The organism is Chelativorans sp. ZYF759 (genome assembly GCF_012911015.1).
Taxonomy (GTDB): Bacteria; Pseudomonadota; Alphaproteobacteria; order Rhizobiales; family Rhizobiaceae; genus ZYF759.
The window spans coordinates 43,583-59,796 of sequence record NZ_WVVV01000009.1 but is presented as its reverse complement, the minus strand read 5'-3'; the positions used below and the strand labels follow the sequence as shown (position 1 = coordinate 59,796).

General features: G+C 65.0%; 18 protein-coding genes and 1 pseudogene. 12 read left to right on the top strand and 7 right to left on the bottom strand.

What is annotated here, in order from left to right:
• Positions 1-14: 14 nt before the first annotated feature.
• A complete protein-coding gene (locus GRZ55_RS15305; protein WP_368856626.1) occupies positions 15-1,106 on the bottom strand; it encodes a Zn-dependent alcohol dehydrogenase in 1,092 nt (363 codons plus the stop codon).
• A 151-nt stretch (positions 1,107-1,257) separates the two neighbouring features.
• Here GRZ55_RS15305 and GRZ55_RS15300 point away from each other — a divergent pair, with 151 nt between their 5' ends.
• The 3 genes from GRZ55_RS15300 to GRZ55_RS15290 are packed head-to-tail and all read left to right on the top strand — an operon-like array spanning position 1,258 to position 2,696.
• Positions 1,258-1,653 carry an acyl-CoA thioesterase gene (locus tag GRZ55_RS15300; protein WP_169287815.1) on the top strand — a complete coding sequence of 132 codons (396 nt, stop codon included), beginning with the start codon at positions 1,258-1,260 and terminating at the stop codon, positions 1,651-1,653.
• 15 nt (positions 1,654-1,668) lie between these two features.
• Positions 1,669-2,394 (top strand): RNA polymerase sigma factor, encoded by a 726-nt coding sequence (locus tag GRZ55_RS15295; protein ID WP_169287814.1) that lies wholly within the window; start codon positions 1,669-1,671, stop codon positions 2,392-2,394.
• Positions 2,313-2,696: a VOC family protein gene (locus GRZ55_RS15290; RefSeq protein WP_169287813.1), complete on the top strand. Its 384-nt coding sequence runs from the start codon at positions 2,313-2,315 to the stop codon at positions 2,694-2,696. Before GRZ55_RS15295 ends, GRZ55_RS15290 begins: the two co-directional genes overlap by 82 nt.
• Before the next feature lie 22 nt (positions 2,697-2,718).
• Here GRZ55_RS15290 and mgtE read toward each other — a convergent pair whose 3' ends face one another.
• Positions 2,719-4,074 carry a magnesium transporter gene (gene mgtE / locus GRZ55_RS15285; RefSeq protein WP_169287812.1) on the bottom strand — a complete coding sequence of 452 codons (1,356 nt, stop codon included), beginning with the start codon at positions 4,072-4,074 and terminating at the stop codon, positions 2,719-2,721.
• Positions 4,075-4,463: 389 nt separating this feature from the next.
• Here mgtE and GRZ55_RS15280 point away from each other — a divergent pair, with 389 nt between their 5' ends.
• Entirely contained in the window at positions 4,464-5,063 is a 600-nt protein-coding gene (locus GRZ55_RS15280; protein WP_169287811.1) for an NADPH-dependent FMN reductase, read from the top strand.
• Between the two features lie 15 nt (positions 5,064-5,078).
• On the opposite strand, the gene GRZ55_RS15275 is transcribed toward GRZ55_RS15280, so the two are convergent.
• The 4 genes from GRZ55_RS15275 to GRZ55_RS15260 form a co-directional block, all read right to left on the bottom strand.
• On the bottom strand, positions 5,079-6,374 hold the full coding sequence (locus GRZ55_RS15275) for a hemolysin family protein (protein WP_169287810.1): 1,296 nt from the start codon (positions 6,372-6,374) through the stop codon (positions 5,079-5,081).
• Between the two features lie 80 nt (positions 6,375-6,454).
• A complete protein-coding gene (locus GRZ55_RS15270; RefSeq protein ID WP_169287809.1) occupies positions 6,455-7,279 on the bottom strand; it encodes an extensin family protein in 825 nt (274 codons plus the stop codon).
• Positions 7,280-7,367: 88 nt separating this feature from the next.
• Positions 7,368-7,916, bottom strand: a complete 549-nt coding sequence (locus tag GRZ55_RS15265) for an extensin family protein (RefSeq protein ID WP_246734781.1) — start codon at positions 7,914-7,916, stop codon at positions 7,368-7,370.
• Positions 7,917-8,169: 253 nt separating this feature from the next.
• Positions 8,170-8,595, bottom strand: a complete 426-nt coding sequence (locus GRZ55_RS15260; protein WP_169287807.1) for a DUF3775 domain-containing protein — start codon at positions 8,593-8,595, stop codon at positions 8,170-8,172.
• 154 nt (positions 8,596-8,749) lie between these two features.
• Between GRZ55_RS15260 and GRZ55_RS15255 the strand changes: the two genes are divergently transcribed.
• From GRZ55_RS15255 to GRZ55_RS15225, 7 genes and pseudogenes are all read left to right on the top strand, one after another.
• Complete coding sequence (locus GRZ55_RS15255) at positions 8,750-9,100, top strand: DMT family protein (protein ID WP_169287933.1); 351 nt, start codon at positions 8,750-8,752, stop codon at positions 9,098-9,100.
• 188 nt (positions 9,101-9,288) lie between these two features.
• Positions 9,289-9,762 carry a transcription elongation factor GreA gene (greA, locus tag GRZ55_RS15250; RefSeq protein WP_169287806.1) on the top strand — a complete coding sequence of 158 codons (474 nt, stop codon included), beginning with the start codon at positions 9,289-9,291 and terminating at the stop codon, positions 9,760-9,762.
• Between the two features lie 89 nt (positions 9,763-9,851).
• Positions 9,852-10,883: a glycosyltransferase family 4 protein gene (locus GRZ55_RS15245; protein ID WP_368856625.1), complete on the top strand. Its 1,032-nt coding sequence runs from the start codon at positions 9,852-9,854 to the stop codon at positions 10,881-10,883.
• 253 nt (positions 10,884-11,136) lie between these two features.
• Positions 11,137-11,862, top strand: coding sequence for a glycosyltransferase family 25 protein (locus GRZ55_RS15240; protein WP_169287805.1), 726 nt, complete (start codon positions 11,137-11,139; stop codon positions 11,860-11,862).
• Positions 11,863-11,867: 5 nt separating this feature from the next.
• Positions 11,868-12,467: pseudogene (locus GRZ55_RS15235) on the top strand (glycosyltransferase family 29 protein); the annotation flags it as partial.
• Positions 12,468-12,530: 63 nt separating this feature from the next.
• On the top strand, positions 12,531-13,232 hold the full coding sequence (locus GRZ55_RS15230; protein WP_169287931.1) for a glycosyltransferase: 702 nt from the start codon (positions 12,531-12,533) through the stop codon (positions 13,230-13,232).
• Between the two features lie 55 nt (positions 13,233-13,287).
• Positions 13,288-14,064, top strand: coding sequence for a glycosyltransferase family 25 protein (locus GRZ55_RS15225; protein WP_169287804.1), 777 nt, complete (start codon positions 13,288-13,290; stop codon positions 14,062-14,064).
• 27 nt (positions 14,065-14,091) lie between these two features.
• On the opposite strand, the gene GRZ55_RS15220 is transcribed toward GRZ55_RS15225, so the two are convergent.
• On the bottom strand, positions 14,092-14,562 hold the full coding sequence (locus tag GRZ55_RS15220; RefSeq protein ID WP_169287803.1) for an Lrp/AsnC family transcriptional regulator: 471 nt from the start codon (positions 14,560-14,562) through the stop codon (positions 14,092-14,094).
• A gap of 209 nt (positions 14,563-14,771) precedes the next feature.
• Here GRZ55_RS15220 and GRZ55_RS15215 point away from each other — a divergent pair, with 209 nt between their 5' ends.
• Complete coding sequence (locus tag GRZ55_RS15215; protein ID WP_210257360.1) at positions 14,772-16,076, top strand: O-antigen ligase; 1,305 nt, start codon at positions 14,772-14,774, stop codon at positions 16,074-16,076.
• Positions 16,077-16,214: the final 138 nt, after the last annotated feature.

The window sequence follows — 16,214 nt, the reverse complement described above, 5'->3', positions numbered from 1 at the left end:
TGCGGGTTGGTTTTTCAGTCGAAGACGATGACGTTGCGCAGCGCCCGGCCCGCCTTCACGTCGGCGATCGCCTCGTTGATCTCGCCGAGACGATAGGTGCGGGTCACGAGCTCGTCGAGCTTGAGCCGGCCCTCGCGATAGAGCGCGACCAGCATGGGAATGTCGGTGGCGATCGTGCTTTCTCCCATCTTGGAGCCGACGATGCGCTGATTCCAGGCAGCCATCGTGCCGGGGTCGTATTCCGCCATGACCCCGGAGGGCGGCATGCCCACCACAACCATCTGGCCAAAGCGCCCCATCCAGGCGAACGCGCCGTCGAAAGCCGCCTTGGCGCCCACGGTGACGAAGGCGTGGTCGATGCCGCGGCCCTCGGTGATCTTCATGATCTCGGCAGCCGCGTCGTCGCGCATCGGATTGAAAGCATGGGTCGCGCCGAAATGCCTTGCCGCCTCGAGCTTCGCATCGTCGATGTCGAGGGCGACGATCGCGCGGGCGCCGGAAATGCGCGCGCCCTGGATGCTGTTCAACCCCACGCCGCCGCAGCCGATCACCGCGGCCGTGTCGCCCTCGGCCACGCGCGCCGTGTTGGTGACGGCGCCGAAACCGGTGATGACACCGCAGGCGAGCAGCGAGGCGACCGGGAACGCCATATCGGCGGGAATCTTCACCACCTGGCTGACATGAACAAGTGCCTTTTCGGCGAATGCCCCGGTGTGCATCGCCTGGACGACCGCGCCGCCATCGGCCCTCTTCAGGGGCCCGGCCGCATCGCGCGCAAACACTTCCTCGCAGGTGATCGCCTGGCCGCGTCGGCAGTAATGGCAGCCGCCGCAGAATCGGATCAGGGTAACGACCACATGGTCGCCGGGTGCGACGTCCTCGACACCCGGCCCCACGGCCGAAACGATTCCGGCGGCCTCGTGGCCGTAGACGGCTGGCAGGTCGCCGCCCCAGGCGCCTTCGGCGAAAAAGATGTCGGAATGGCAGATCGCACAGGCCTTGACGTCGACCATCACCTCATTTGGCGCCGGCTCGTCGAGGACGAGCTCCTCCACGACGAGAGGCTGACCGAACGCGCGGCAGACGGCGGCTTTGATCCTTGGCACTGCGGCTGAGCTCCCGTTGGCGCGCGCACGGTAGGACGGACAGACGGGGGCGTGCAAGGGCCGCGAAGGCAATGGCTTGCGCCGTTTCGGCCATGGCACGTTGACCGGCCCGGCGAAGGCGGATAGGCGGGATTCCGAGGGAGATTTCGACATGAAAAGAGACGATGCGCGGCCGGTTGGCGAACTGACACTGCGAACGCTCGCCATGCCCGCCGACGCCAATGCCGCCGGCGACATTTTCGGCGGCTGGGTCATGGCGCAGATGGATCTGGCCTGCGGCATCCGCGCCGCCGAGCGTGCCAGGGGCCGCGTGGTGACGGCGGCGGTGCGCGAGATGTCCTTCGCCAAGCCGATGAAGATCGGCGACACGCTGTGCATCTATATCGACATCACCAAGGTCGGCCGCACCTCGATGACGCTGTCCGTCGAGGCCTGGGCGCAGCGCTACCTCTCCGACGTGATGGAGCGCGTCACCTATGCCGATTTCGTCATGGTGGCGCTCGACGGCGACAGCAAGCCGACGCCGATCCCGGCGGAGGAGAGCTGAGGAGGCGGGACCACGGTGCTGTCGCGATCGGCCTATCTCGAATTGCTGGCCATTGCGCGCGTCCACGCCCGCAACGCCGTCGAAGCCGAAGATCTGCTGCACGAAGCCATCGTCGCGGCCCTGAGGGCCGGGCGGGAGGTAAGCGCCCAGGAGCGCGGCTGGTTCTTTGGCACCATGCGCAATCTCTCGGCCATGGCCAACCGGAGCGCCGCGCGCAGACGCAGCCGCGAGGAGCGCGCCGCCCTCCCCTCTGGCCACCTGACCGATACCGGCGACCTCGCGCCGTTGGCACGCGCAGCGGAGCTCCCGCCATCCCTGCGCATTGTCGCCCTTCTGGCCCTGGCGGGACACAATCGCGCGGAGATCCGGCATTTGCTGCGCATCTCGGACGATGCGCTCAGGCAGCGCATTGCGGCCATCCGGCGGGTCTGGTCGGCACGCGGCGACCCCTGTCCCGTCGAGTTTCCCGCCCTTGCCGGCACCCTGGCCTTCGGTTCCATACGCCGCTCCCTGTTGCCGCTCATGCGCAAGGGTGCCGTCGATTTCGCCAGCCACGACCCCGACGCACATCCGATCGGTTTCAGAATTCCGAGGCCGGTGCCTCACGAAATCCGGACCGGCGGCAACAATGGTTCGGATCAAGCCACAAGGAGTGCCTCATGCTGTCCAAATCCCGCATCGGAACCATCTGTTTCTACGTCACCGACATCGACCGCACGGAGCGCTTCTACCGCGACGTGATCGGCCTCGATGTGCAACGCCTGGAAGATGACGGCAGCCCCTGGCTGATGGCGGCGATCGAGAACAATGTCGAACTGATCTTCTTCAAGGCCGAGTGCCGGCCGGGCAACTCGCCCATCATCGTGTTCGACCTGCCCGAGGGCGGGATAGACGATCTGGTCGCGGGCCTGGCGGAGAAGGGCGCGACGATCGTCACACCCGTCAGCCACGCACCGGGCGGCTGGTCGTCCGAATTCGCCGACCCGGACGGGCATGTGATCTCGATGTATCAGAGCGAAACCAAGCCGCGCAAAAGGGGCTGATCGCGCAGATGCCGGGCGCCGATCAACCGCTGCCCGGCATCGGCAGGAATGTCGTGGCGATCGAGAAATAGATCACCACGCCGACGACATCGGCGATGGAGGTCACCAGCGGTGCCGACGCGGTGGCCGGGTCGAGGTTGAAGCGCTGCAGCGCGAAGGGCAAGGACAGGCCGATCAGGCTGCCGATCATGACGATGCAGATCATCGACAGCGAGACGGTCAGCGCCAGATCGGTGCCTCCGCGCCAGAAGCCCAGCAAAGACACGGCGGCCGCCATGGTCAGCCCCAGCGCGAGGGCCACGACCGTTTCACGCAGGATCAGATATCCCCAGTCGGAAAAGCGCACGTCCCCGGTCGCGAGTGCGCGCACCATCAGCGTGGCCGATTGCGCGCCGGCATTGCCGCCGGACGCGATCAGCATCGGCAGGAAGAACATCAGCGTGAGGTTCGCGGCCAGCGTATCCTCGAAATAGGAAATGCCGGCGCCCGAGAAGATGTTGCCGAAGACGAGCAGCACCAGCCACATGATGCGCGCCCGGTAGAGCATGCCGATGGTCGCTTCGCCCACCGTGGTGGCGAGGTTGGTAACCGTACCGACGCGGTGGAAGTCGTCTGTCGTCTCCTCCTCGATGACATCAAGCGCGTCGTCGTGCGTGACGATGCCCACGATGCGGCCTTCCGCGTCGATGACGGGCAGCGCCAGCATGTCGTAGCGGCCGATCTTGCGCGCCACTTCCTCCTGATCGTCATCAACCGAGACGGCCAGCGTATTGGTCTCCATGATGCCGCCGACCTTGGCTCGTGCCGGGGCGGTGATCAGGTCCTGCAGGCGCACGGAGCCGATCAGCTTGCGGTCCTCGTCGACCACATAGGTGCGGTAGATGGTTTCCTTGTCGGGGGCTTCGCGGCGCAAACGCGTCAGCGCCTGGGTGGCGGTCAGGTCGGGCGCGAGCGTCGCGTAGTCCGACGTCATGATGGCGCCGGCGGTGCCCTCCTCGTAAGCGGCGAGCTTGCGGATATCCTCGCGCTCGGCCTGCACGAGGGCGGGCATCAGCGCCTCGCGCTGGTCTTCGGAAAGCTCGTTGTAGAGATCGGCGCGTTCGTCGGCATTCATCTGGACGACGATGGCGGCAAGCTTGGCGCGCGGGGCCACCGTGGCGAGCTCGACCTGGAAATCGTGATCGAGATAGCCGAACGTATCGGCCTTGCGGGCGAGCGGCAGCAATTCCAGCGCCGCCCAGCCCTCGCGGGCGTCGAGTTCGTTGATCATCGCGGCGATGTCGGCGGGGTGAAGCAGTTCGAAACGTTCGCGGACGGGATCGAAATCCTGGGCCCGAATCAGAGCGTCGAGATCGAATTCCAGCGTTTCCATTTCCATCCCGTTCTCCGTCGCATGGGGCCACCGGCGACGAAGCCCCCGGTCAGGATGAACGGAGACGCGCGCGCCTGCGGGCCGATATATGTCTCAGGGAAGCTACGACCACGTGAAGCTCGCACGCGGTCAAGCGACTAGGTCCCTCGTCCAAAGCGTTTCTCTCCAGTTGCAGACTGTCGCTCCGAGCCGACCTTGACGGGTTCTGGCAAGGGTCGGGCGCGGGCGACGCGCGGCCCGCTCATAAGCCACGAGCCACGCGGCGGCGTCAAGCGGATGGCCAGTTCGGGTAACTCACTGTCAACCGAAGCGGGCCTTGGCGAATTGTGCATGTGCACAATATCTGACTGTCCAAGCCCTCCCAAGGCGAACCAGACCAGAAGGACATCAAAACAATGACCAAGCCGAAGATCGGAATTATCGTTGGCTCCACCCGCGAAGGCCGCTTCGCCGACCATCCCGCCGAGTGGATTGCCGCCCTTGCCCGCGATCACGGCGCCTTCGAGGTCGAAGTGTTGGACCTGCGTGATTATCCCATGCCCTTCTTCGACGAGGCGGCCTCCCCGGCCTGGGTGCCCTCCAAGGACGAGACGGCCCAGCGCTGGCAAAAGAAGATCGACAGCCTGGACGGCTTCATCATGACGGTTGCCGAATACAACCGTGGCCCGACGGGCGTTCTCAAGAACGCCATCGACTATGCGTCCAACGAGTGGAACAACAAGCCGGTCGCCTTCGTGGGCTATGGCGGCGTCGGTGGCGCACGCGCGGTCGAGCAGCTTCGGCTCATCGCGATCGAACTCCAGATGGCACCGATCCGCAACGGCGTCCACATCCAGTGGGCGGTCTACGAGCCGGTGGCCAAGGGCGAAAAGAAGCTCGCGGATTTCGGCTTCCTGAACGACACGGCCAAGGGCATGCTCGACCAGCTGGCCTGGTGGACCAATGCGCTCAAGGCCGCCCGTGCCAAGGATGGCCAGGAAAGCAAGGCGGCCTAGTTCGGACGCCCGTTTCTACCGCATGAGATCAGGCAGGCGCGTGGCGAGTATCTTGTCCACGCGCCTGCCATCCATATCGACCACCTCGAACCGCCACCCCAGATCGTCGATCGTCTCGCCCGTGACCGGCAGATGGTCGAGATGGGAGAGCACGAAGCCGGCAGCCGTCGCGTAGTCGGCCCGCTCCGGCAGATCCAGGCCGAGGGTCTCGGCCATGCGCTCGGCGGGCATCGAGCCGGCCAGCAGCCACGAACCGTCGCTGCGCTGCACGGCATGCGGCTCGGCATGAAGCTCCTCGTGGCGGAACACGCCCGCGATGGCCTCCAATATGTCGGCCGGCGTGACCACCCCTTCGAAACTTCCATATTCGTCATGGACCAGCGCCAGCGGCACGTCCGATTCGCGCAGCGTCGACAGGACCTTGAGCGCGTCGGCATGCTCGTGGATGATCGGCGCGGGCAGCACGTGGCCGCGCGGATCGAGCGACCGGTCCGCCAGGATCGCCGACAGGAGGTCGCGCGTGCGCACCACGCCCAGCATCGCATCGATGCTGCCCTCGCCTGCCGGCAGATGCGAGTGGCGGGTTGCGATCAGCGTTTCGCGGATCGTGTCGGATCCGGCCGCCACGTCGATCCATTCGACATCGACGCGCGGGCTCATGATCGCCCGAACGGTGCGGTCGGCGAGCCGCATGACGCCCATGAGCAGCCGCCGCTCGTCCGGCGCGATGACGCCGGAGGTCTCGGCCTCCGCGATCAATGCGGCAATCTCCTCGTCGGTCACGCGCGTGGCGTTGGAGGTATCCTGCCCGAGCAGGCGCAGCACGGCCTTGCCGGAATGATTGAGGACCCACACGATGGGCATGGCGATGCGCGACAGCGACGCCATCAAGGGCGCGATCTTGACCGAGATGCCTTCCGGATCGCGCAGCGCGATCTGCTTGGGAACGAGCTCGCCCACGATCAGCGCGCAATAGGTGATGGCGGCAACGACCGTCACCACGCCGAGCGCGCTGGCAGCCGGATCGGGCAGTCCGATATCCGAGAGCACTTCCCCCAGCCTGACGCCGAGCGTGGTGCCCGAAAAGGCGCCCGACATGACGCCAACCAGCGTGATGCCGATCTGCACGGTGGAGAGGAAGCGCCCCGGATCGGCGGCCAGCGCGCGCGCGCGGCTGGCACCGGCGACACCGCGCTCTTCCATCGCCTTGAGCCGCGCCGGCCGCGACGAGACCACCGCGATCTCGGACATCGCCAGCAGGCCGTTGATCAGGATGAGCACCCCGACGATGGCGATTTCGATGTAGAGCATGCGAAAGGATCCCGGCGCCTCGCGGCAAGAAGAGTGGCATCCTTAACGGCCACCCCCCGCCACTTCAACGCCGCGCCGCCTCAGCGGCAGGCGACCCGGCCGTTGCGGTCCTGGATGTCGAAATGGAAATGGTCGGCATGGGCGGCGTTGTAGCCGGGTCCGAGCACGGTCGAGAAATAGTTGCAGCCGCCCGAGCGCACATTGTTGAGCAGACCGCGTTCGCGGAAGGCGAACCAGCCGGGCTTGGCCACATCGATGTCGCGGCCGTTGCGCAGCGTGAAACTCATCACGTCGAGCGCGTTGCCGCGCGAGTGCTGGGACGGCGTCGAGCTGCCCGCGATGCGACGGCAGGAATAGCTCGACCCCTGGTTGATCGTGCGCACGCCGGAGAAATAGCGCCAGCGCGCCGCAGACTGCAACTCGTTGCGGGTCCATTCGGCAAAGGTCGCCGCCATCTCGCAGCTGAGCGTGGCCGCCGGCTTCATCTCGACGCTGCCGGCCAGGCTGGTCACCTGCACGGGATAGTCGATCCGGCACGAGCCGCCATCATTGATCGGCGCCAGATCGCGCCAGGTGACACCGAGGCGGCGCAAGCGCTGGCGGCATTCGACCTCGGCAGCCGGCATGGCCGCGCCCGACGAACGCGACGAGAAATCGACACGCGGGTAGCCTGCCATGAACGGATTGGACGGAATGAGCCGCTGCAGCCCCCGCGCGTTGCGGGCCAATGTCGAGGGTTGACCGCCGACTTCGGCGCGCGGCTGCGGCGTCAGCACACTCGTTGCCGTGCAGGACGAGATGGAGATCGCCGTCAGCGTCAACACCGCCAGGCAGGACGCCGTGCGCGCAAAATGACCTCGAAGGGCGGCAGCCAGCCGCCGAATGGCACGCAATACAAAAGCCATCGAGCAAACCTGTCCCAGGGACGGACAGCATGGATTAAAATTGTAAAGGAAATCTCATCGTGCCGTTTACCTTCGCCCGCGTCCCCGCTCAGCGGCAATAGGCGCCGCCATTGCGCTCGGCCAGGTCGAAGTGGAAATGGTCGGCATGGGCCTCGTCCGTACCCGGCCCCAGCACCGTCGCGAACGGACCGCAGGCGGCCTCGCGGATCGCCGCGAAGAAGTCGCGTTCGGCCGCTTCATCGGCGCCATATTCGCGAATGTCGAGCGCGGTGCCGTCTTCGAAACGGATGGCGCCCCAGTCGAGCGCATTGCCCGATGCGTGTTCCGAGATCGTTTCCGACCCGTGCCGGCTCCGGCAGACATAGGCCGAGACCTGAACAAGCGTGTCGGGCGACGTCTCGAGATGGCGCTCGGCGGCCGGCCGGACCTCCTCGCGCATGAAGCGCGCCGTGGCCTCCGCCATGGGGCAGGTCAGCAAGGCGGGCGGCTCGAGCGCGACGCCATCGCCCAGATCGCTGAGCAGGACGGGATGGTCCATGCGGCACCCGTCCTCGGGCTCATGGACGGGCGGCGCCTCGGCAAAGCTGGCGCCCGCGCGGGCAAGCGCGGCGCGGCATTGACGTTCCGCGCGGGGCATGTGGGATGCAGGTCCGGCATCCGCGGGGGGCCGGGCCCCTTCCCGCGGGCGCGGCAGGGGTATCGGTGGGTGCGGCATCTGCGCGCCTGCAACCTCGATATCGGCCCAAGCCTCTGCCTGGACAGATAGAACGCCGAGGAAAATAGCCGACAGAATCAGAAAGATGCGCGCGGAAGGACTGCCCATGACGTCAATCTGCGGCGACCAGAGGCAGAATGACAGCAAGCCGGCGATCAAGTCTCGTTAACGGCTGTCAGGCGCCGAGCGCCTCCAGCCCTTCCTCGAGCCAGTCGCTGAGCATGGGCATGCCCATGAGATACTGCGCCGTGCGCTTGTTGCCCCTGGCCTTCGCCTCGGTGACGGCGGTTTCCCATTCGCCGGCCTCATAGTCGCCGCGTCCGAGCCACGCCAGAGCGACCAGTTCGGCCGCCTCATCGACATTGAGATCGCCGATCAGCTCGCGCAGCTCGATGGCGGTCAGGTCCTCCGATTCCTCCTCGGCCAGACCATCATGGGCATGGGTGTCGCGGGCCTGGTCGTCGAGTTCGACCTCGTGCTCGTGCCCGCTGTCATAATCCTCGTTGACCGCCGCACTCACCGCCCGCGCCTTGAGGATGAAGTGTCGCACGGTGTCGGGCGCGATCGTCAGCGCCCATTCCTGTTCAACGGCCTTCTTCATGGCGGCGGCACCCCTTCTGGAGACAGGACCGATCATCCATCCAAATCGGGCCAGCGGCAAGGAAAACCGGATGGTTGCAGAGCGCGCCCAATATCCCTGTTGCCAGGAGACCGCGACCGGCTCTAATGGCGCAACGCCCGCCGGAACACCCTCCATGTCGCTGATCCTGTCGCCGAAGGTCCTGCCGATCCTGCTCCTGATCGGTTCGAACGTCTTCATGACGCTCGCCTGGTATGGCCATCTCAAGTTCAAGACGGCGCCGCTGGCCACCGTCGTGCTCCTGAGCTGGGGCATCGCGTTTTTCGAATACTGGATGGCGGTTCCCGCCAACCGGATCGGCCATCAGGTCTATTCGGCCGCCGAATTGAAGACCATCCAGGAAGTCATCACGCTGACCGTCTTCGCGATCTTCTCGGTCGTCTACCTGAAGGAGGCGTTGAGCTGGAACCACCTTGCCGGTTTTGCATTAATCGTGGCCGGCGCGGCACTCGTGTTCCGGGGCTGAGTCGTCCGATCCAACCTGCCCGTTCACTGCAGGGCAGGAAAAAAGCAGGTGTAAAATCGCGCACCCATATCTATATTGGAGCGCGAAGAGGATTGGACGGTTCGTTGGCCAGGGCTTCCGGACCGTTTATTTTTTTGTCGACATGCCCGTAAAGGGCCAGCGCCACGTTCAACGTTTGAGGGTGTGAAATGAACAAGGTCCCGATGACCGTCTCCGGCTACGAAGCGCTGAAGGAGGAACTCCGCTGGCGCCAGCAGGAGGAGCGCCCGCGCATCATCGACGCGATCTCGGAAGCGCGTGCGCATGGCGATCTTTCGGAAAACGCCGAGTACCACGCCGCCAAGGAAGCGCAGGCGCTGAACGAAGGGCGCGTGCAGGAACTCGAGGACTTCGTCGCGCGCGCCGACGTCATCGACGTGACCAAGCTGTCGGGCGAGACCATCAAGTTCGGCGCGACCGTGGTCCTGGTCGACGAGGACACCGAGGAAGAGAAGACCTACCAGATCGTGGGCGACCAGGAAGCCGACGTGAAGTCGGGGCGCATCTCGATCTCCTCGCCGATCGCGCGCGCGCTCATCGGCAAGCAGGTCGGTGACGAGATCGAGGTCAACGCACCGGGCGGCGCGCGCGGCTACGAGGTGGTCAAGGTGAGCTGGGCCTGATCCGGGTGGCGGACGAGGCGCAAGCCCGGCCAAGGGGTGCTCCGTCCGTCGAGACCGCCAGACCGGCCGTCGATCCGGCGCGCGTCGAGGTGATCGCACCCAATTTCAAGCGCCGCCTTTCCGGCGTCACGAGCACCATCGTCCAGCTCGTGCCCGAACAGGCCACGAGCCTCGGCATCGCCACGCTGGGGCCGGGGCTTCCCGCCTCCCTGCCCGCCCTGCGTTGGCGCCAGCTGTTGCAGCTCTACCGGCGCCCGACCGCGCGGCCGTTTCGCATCTGGCACGCCAGGCGCAACATCGAGATGATTGCCGGCCTGGTGATGCGCGACATCCTGCGCATGCCGCTTCGGCTCGTCTTCACCTCTGCCGCGCAGCGTCATCACAAGCCGTTCACGAAATGGCTGATCCGCCGCGTGGATGCCGTGGTGGCGACCAGCCGTCTCTCGGGCTCCTTTCTGGAGGTCCCGCACACGGTCGTCATGCACGGCATCGACACCGACCGGTTCCACCCGCCGCGCGAGCCGCAGGATGAATTCGCGGCATCGGGACTGGCGGGGCGCCATGCGATCGGATGCTTCGGGCGCATCCGGCACCAGAAAGGCACGGACCTGTTCGTCGACGCCATGATCGCGCTATTGCCGGACCATCCGGACTGGACGGCGATCATCACCGGGCGCACCACCGGGCCGCACGCCGACTTCGCGGCCGGTCTGGAGGACAAGGTCCGGCGGGCGGGACTGGAGGATCGGATCCTGTTCCTGGGCGAGGTGGAAGACATCCGAGTCTGGTACCGCCGCGTCTCGCTCTACGTCGCGCCGTCGCGCAACGAGGGATTCGGCCTGACGCCGCTGGAAGCCATGGCATCGGGTGCCGCGGTGGTGGCGAGCGACGCCGGCGCCTATCGCGAACTCATCGCCGAGGGAGAGACAGGCACCGTGGTGCCCGCCGGCGACGGCGATGCGCTGAGAGAAGCCATCCGTCCCTATCTGGCCGATCCGCAGGCCACGGTCGAGCAGGGCAAGGCGGGAATCGCCCGTGTCGCCGAACATTTTCCCTTGCGCCGCGAGGCGGACGGACTTGCCGCCATCTATGAGCGCCTCTGGGCGGGAGCGGATCGATGAGCGACTTACGCCGCATCGAATGCTCGACGATGGCGGGCAAACCGGCCCGCGCCCGCCCGGACGCTCCCTTCCCTTTCGGCCTTGCCATCGACGCCGGGCCTCTGGCAGAGTCCACCCGGCACACGCCTGGACCCAGCCGGACGGAACGAGACAAGTCGACCAAGCAGGTCGGCACCTTACCGTTGCAAGGCCCTCTGCCCGTGCGCCGGCCCCCGGACGCCGGCTTCAGAAGAGCTCCAAAAACGGTCGGATCGTGAAGGTCGAAGCGTTCATCATTCATCTGCCGCGTGCCACCGCACGCAAGCCCCAGGTCAGCAAGCTGGCGGCGGCCCTGCCGATGGAGGTGTCGGTAGTGGAAGCCGTCGACGGGATGGAACTCGGCGATGCGGCAATCGCCAGCCATTATGTCCGCCAGCTGCACCGGCCGCGCTATCCCTTCGCGCTCGGGCGCGGCGAGATCGCCTGTTTCCTGAGCCACCGCAAGGCATGGCGCGAGATCGTAGAGCGCGGGCTCGACGCCGGCTTCGTGGTCGAGGACGATGTCGACGTGGAGACGGCCGAGTTCGGCCCGACGCTGGACCTTGCCCTTGCGCACATGAACCCGGCCGACGTGGTTCGCTTTCCCCGCAAGGCCGACGACGGCCTCGGCCCGCTCGTCGCCAGCGCCGGATCAAGCGGCCTGCGGACCACCCGCCGCGTGGGGCTGGGCATGCAGGCCCAGCTTGTGGGCAGAGAGGCAGCAATATCCCTGCTTTCCTTTACCGAGGTCTTCGACCGGCCCGTCGACACCACGGTGCAGATGCAGTGGAAACACGGCATACGCATCCTGACCACCAGACCCATCGCCATTCGCGAGGTGGCCGGCGAGCTGGGCGGCACCACCGCGCAGAAGCGCGGCCCCAAATCCCTGACCGAAAAACTGTCGCGCGAGATCCTTCGGGCGCGCTATCGGTTCGCGGTCCGATTCCACACGGCCTGAGAGACATGACGAAGAAAAGACTATTCGTGGTGGGCAACGGCCCGTTTCTTTCCGACATGACCGAACGCGTCAACTCGAGCGATCTGGTGATCAGGTTCAACGAGCCGAAGACATCGTTCGGGATGAGCGGGACGAAGACCGACTGGCTGTTCGTGGCCAATACCGGCAAGCCGATGGCACGGCGGCTCAACAACCCCGACTACCCGACCTCGCCGATCGTCCAGGCCGCCGATCTCGTCTTCCTCGTCAATCATCCGACCTCCGTGGAGAAATACGGCCTCAAGCCGAACTTCCTGTCGCGCCTCAGGGGCAGAAGGGCGGAATGGACGTGGGCGGCACTGATGATGTATGGCGGCGCGGGCAAGACGGTCGCCGTGCTTTCCCCGACCTTCTACGAGGAAAGTTGCCGCGATCTCGGCCTAACGCCGTCGGAGTCGCTCGCGAAGCGCATCTTTCCGAGCACCGGCTATCTGGGCATCCGCTACGCGCTGGAGAAGCTGCCGGCAGAGGAATGGGACGTCGAGATCGCGGGCTTCAGCTGGCAAGGCTGGCAGCGGCATGCATGGGACCACGAACGCCACTGGATCGAACGCAAGATCGCCGAACGCGGCATCCACGTGTGGCCTTCGAAAAACGACACGAGACGCAGACACGCACAAGGAGGCATGATGGAAACGAAGCTGAACGTATTTGTCGGATGGGATTCGCGCGAGCCGATCGCCTATGACGTCGCGAAGAAGACGCTTCTCGAGCGCGCCAGCGTGCCGGTCGACGTCCACCCGATCAAGCTCGACGAACTGGTCGAGAGGGGCGCCTATACGCGCGAAGTCGACCCGCTGGCCTCCACCGAATTCACCTATTCGCGCTTCTTCACGCCCTGGCTGGCGGACTACAAGGGCTGGGCCCTGTTCTGCGATTGCGACTTCCTGTTCCTCGACGACGTGGCCAAGCTGCTGGAGTACCGCGATCCGTCCAAGGCGGTTATCTGCGTCAAGCACGACTACACGCCCAAGGCGACGGTGAAGATGGACGGCAAGGTGCAGACCAACTATCCGCGCAAGAACTGGTCGTCCTTCATGCTCTTCAATTGCGAGCATCCTTCCACGCGGCAGCTGACTCCGGAACTGATCAACCGCGAGTCGGGCGCCTATCTGCACCGCATGCAGTGGGCCAAGGACGAGGAGATCGGCGGACTGCCGGAAGCCTGGAACTGGCTCGAAGGCTGGAGCGAGAAGCCGGCCGAAGGCACGCCGAGTGCCGTGCACTTCACCAATGGCGGCCCCTGGTTCAAGGACTGGCAGGATGTCGACTATGGCGATCTCTGGAAAGCCGAGGCGTCCAAGGTCGATCCCAACTGGAAGCCGATCTGAAGATTCCATCCCTCACGGGCCATCTCGTGGGAGGTGGCCTTCGGCGGCGTGAACCATGAAGCTGTTCCTCATCAACCTCGACCGCCGGCCCGAGCGCCTTGAGCGCATGGCCGGTCTGTTCGAACGGCTCGGCCTGGAATTCACACGCATCTCCGCTGTGGATGGCACTTTGCTGACGGCGGACGAAGTGAAGGGCCTGGGCTCGCTTCGTCCTGGAGAGTCGGGTTGTTTCCTGAGCCATCGCGAATGCTGGCAACGCATCGTCGATGCATCGCTTCCCCACGCCGCCATTTTCGAAGACGACCTGCATTTGACGCCGGGAGCGACCTCGCTGCTTCGCCAGGGGGGCTGGATCCCGGCCGGGGCCGACATCGTCAAACTGGAGACCCGGCTCTACCATGCGCGCATAGACAAGGCCGCGACCGCGACCGTCGAAACGAGAGCGCTGCACGTGCTGAGGAGCCGGCATGCCGGCGCGGGTGGGTATGTCGTTACCCTCGAGGGGGCGAGGAAGCTCTTGGCGATGACCGAACGCCTCGAGGCGCCGGTTGACCAGGTCATCTTCAATCCGGATCTGCCCTGGGCCGGTTCGCTGACGACATTGCAGCTGGTTCCCGCAATATGTGCCCAGGATTTCTATCTGAAGGAACAGTCGATGATCCTGGGCATCGGCAGCGATCTCCACGAGGAGCGGACTCCCGCCAAGCCGAAAGGCATGGCCAAGCTGTGGCGCGAAGTGAAGCGGCCGGCCAGCCGGGTGGCGGGATTCGTCAGGCGAAAACTCGCCGACATCTCCAGCGACAAGAAATGGGTCGTCGTCGATTACCGATAGCAGAGTGGACGGACACGCCGGCTCCGCTCAGATATCCGCCAGCCCCTCGTCCTTGATCTGGCGGATGGTCAGCGCGGTGCGGACCGTGTCGACATTGGACGTCGAGGTCAGCTCTTCGATGACGAATGTCTGGAAGGTGGTGAGGTCCCGCGCCACGCAATGAAGCAGGAAATCGGTCTCGCCCGACACCATCCAGGCACGCCGCACGATGCTCCACGTCTTGGCCTTTTCCGCGAAGGCCTTGAGTTCCTGATCCGACTGATGCTGCAGGCCGATCAGGCAGAAGGCGACCACCGGGAAGCCGAGCTGGGGCGTGTTGAGCAGCGCCCGGTACCCCTTGATGATGCCCGAATCCTCCAGCCGCTTGACGCGGCGCAGGCAGGGCGGCGCGGAAATGCCGACGCGCCGGGACAGCTCGACATTCGTCATGCGGCCGTCGCCTTGCAGTTCGCGCAGGATCTTCCAGTCGATGGCATCCAATTCGGCGTCGATCGCCATACGCTTCCACCCACTCCGAATCGTGTAATGCCAGCGACACTAGAGCGTTCAATGGGCGATGAGAACGCCAAGAGGCCCACCAACGTCTCTATTTTGCAGCATTCTTCGAGCTGTTAAGCTAGGCATGATTTGCAGCAAGGCGGATTCCTGCACCATCGCTCCGGGTTTCGGGGACCCATCACGGACAAGGCAGACAGCCGAGAGATTTAATGAAGCGTTTGATGCTAAAAGAAGAAGTCCTGCCGGAACTTTTTATCGAAGACCGTACCAAGTTCGAACGAAACAACATCATCACCGTTCTTCTTGTTGGTGCACTGCCTGCGATAGCCGGAAGCGCCATTTCGTTCATTCTCGGAATATGCCTGGCCTGGGCCGTCATCAGCGTCATGCGAGGGACTTACAGGCTCGAATATTTCGGCGGCGACCTGAAAATATGCGTGGCGTTCAGCGCATTTGCGCTCGTGATGTTTGCGGCGGCCATGGTGCCGAGCAACAGGATGGAAGCCTTCCCGCACCTCGTGTGGCTGATTCCCTTCTTTGCTCCATGGTTCCTGATCCCTCGTTTCCGCGCCGGACGCGACCTCGATTATCTGAAGTTCTTCATCATCGGCGCGGGACTGGGTGCGATCCTGGCGCTGGTACTGGCCGGCATTCAACTGGGGCTGGGTGTCGCCCGGCCGACCGGCGGCGCCGGCAACGCGGCCGTCTTCGGCATGGTTTCGCTTCTGCTCGCGGCGATTGCCGGACTGCACATCGACGCACCCGAGCGCAATCTGCGCTGGCTGGCCTTCTTCGGGACGATAGCCGGGCTGCTCGCCACCATCATCTCGATGACGCGGGGCGTATGGATCTCGGCGGCGTTCGCCTCGATCCTCCTCCTTCTCTACGCGCCGCGCCATTGGGCCGCCACGATACGGGAGTTCTGGATCCCGCTGGCGGCGCTTGCCGTGGCGGCGTTCCTGTTCCTGTTCCAGAGGTTCAGCTCGCGGATCGACCACACCTTCTGGGAGATAAACCAGTTCTTCACGGGCGGGTATTCGGTCAGCTTCGTCGAACGGTACCGTCTCTGGGAGGCAGCGATCGCCACGATATCCGAATCTCCCATCATCGGGTATGGAATCCAGAACCGGATGCCAGCGCTCTACAGCATGATCTCGGATGATTTTCCCGATCGCAGCGTCACGCATGCGCATAACGCGTTCCTGAATTTCTACATCGACGCCGGGATATTCGGCCTGATTTCGCTGCTGGTTCTGCTCTTCGCGCCGCTCTACGTCGCCATCGTGACGCCTGCAGACAGGCTCTATCGCAGAAGGCTCTATTTCTGCGTGATCACGGTGACCATCTACGTGACCTGCGGGTTTACGCAGATCATGCTCAATCACGACATTCTCGACAGCTTCATCATCCTTTCCGCCATCATCGTGGCCATCTCGATCAAGCCGCAATCCGAGGCCGTACCTGCCGCCGGGCAGGACCAGCTGACAGCCGGCGGTCGAGGCGAGCCGACCTAGCCAAAAAGCGGCTGTTGCGACCATTGGCCTGTGCGCGACGGTCGGCTGGCCTTGCAACTGCCGTGCCTGGCCACCTAGATTAGCGGCACAGCAAACAGGACAGCACTGCAGGGCGCCCGCGCGCCAAATCGAAAGGCC

Bases quoted from the DNA above. Each gene is read 5' to 3' on its own strand.
- GRZ55_RS15230 (WP_169287931.1), top strand. From the start codon at position 12,531: ATGGAAACGAAGCTGAACGTATTTGTCGGATGGGATTCGCGCGAGCCG.
- GRZ55_RS15280 (WP_169287811.1), top strand. From the start codon at position 4,464: ATGACCAAGCCGAAGATCGGAATTATCGTTGGCTCCACCCGCGAAGGC.
- GRZ55_RS15270 (WP_169287809.1), bottom strand. From the start codon at position 7,279: ATGGCTTTTGTATTGCGTGCCATTCGGCGGCTGGCTGCCGCCCTTCGA.
- GRZ55_RS15265 (WP_246734781.1), bottom strand. From the start codon at position 7,916: ATGCCCCGCGCGGAACGTCAATGCCGCGCCGCGCTTGCCCGCGCGGGC.
- mgtE (WP_169287812.1), bottom strand. From the start codon at position 4,074: ATGGAAATGGAAACGCTGGAATTCGATCTCGACGCTCTGATTCGGGCC.
- GRZ55_RS15275 (WP_169287810.1), bottom strand. From the start codon at position 6,374: ATGCTCTACATCGAAATCGCCATCGTCGGGGTGCTCATCCTGATCAAC.
- GRZ55_RS15290 (WP_169287813.1), top strand. From the start codon at position 2,313: ATGCTGTCCAAATCCCGCATCGGAACCATCTGTTTCTACGTCACCGAC.
- GRZ55_RS15255 (WP_169287933.1), top strand. From the start codon at position 8,750: ATGTCGCTGATCCTGTCGCCGAAGGTCCTGCCGATCCTGCTCCTGATC.
- greA (WP_169287806.1), top strand. From the start codon at position 9,289: ATGAACAAGGTCCCGATGACCGTCTCCGGCTACGAAGCGCTGAAGGAG.
- GRZ55_RS15300 (WP_169287815.1), top strand. From the start codon at position 1,258: ATGAAAAGAGACGATGCGCGGCCGGTTGGCGAACTGACACTGCGAACG.
- GRZ55_RS15215 (WP_210257360.1), top strand. From the start codon at position 14,772: ATGAAGCGTTTGATGCTAAAAGAAGAAGTCCTGCCGGAACTTTTTATC.
- GRZ55_RS15260 (WP_169287807.1), bottom strand. From the start codon at position 8,595: ATGAAGAAGGCCGTTGAACAGGAATGGGCGCTGACGATCGCGCCCGAC.
- GRZ55_RS15225 (WP_169287804.1), top strand. From the start codon at position 13,288: ATGAAGCTGTTCCTCATCAACCTCGACCGCCGGCCCGAGCGCCTTGAG.
- GRZ55_RS15220 (WP_169287803.1), bottom strand. From the start codon at position 14,562: ATGGCGATCGACGCCGAATTGGATGCCATCGACTGGAAGATCCTGCGC.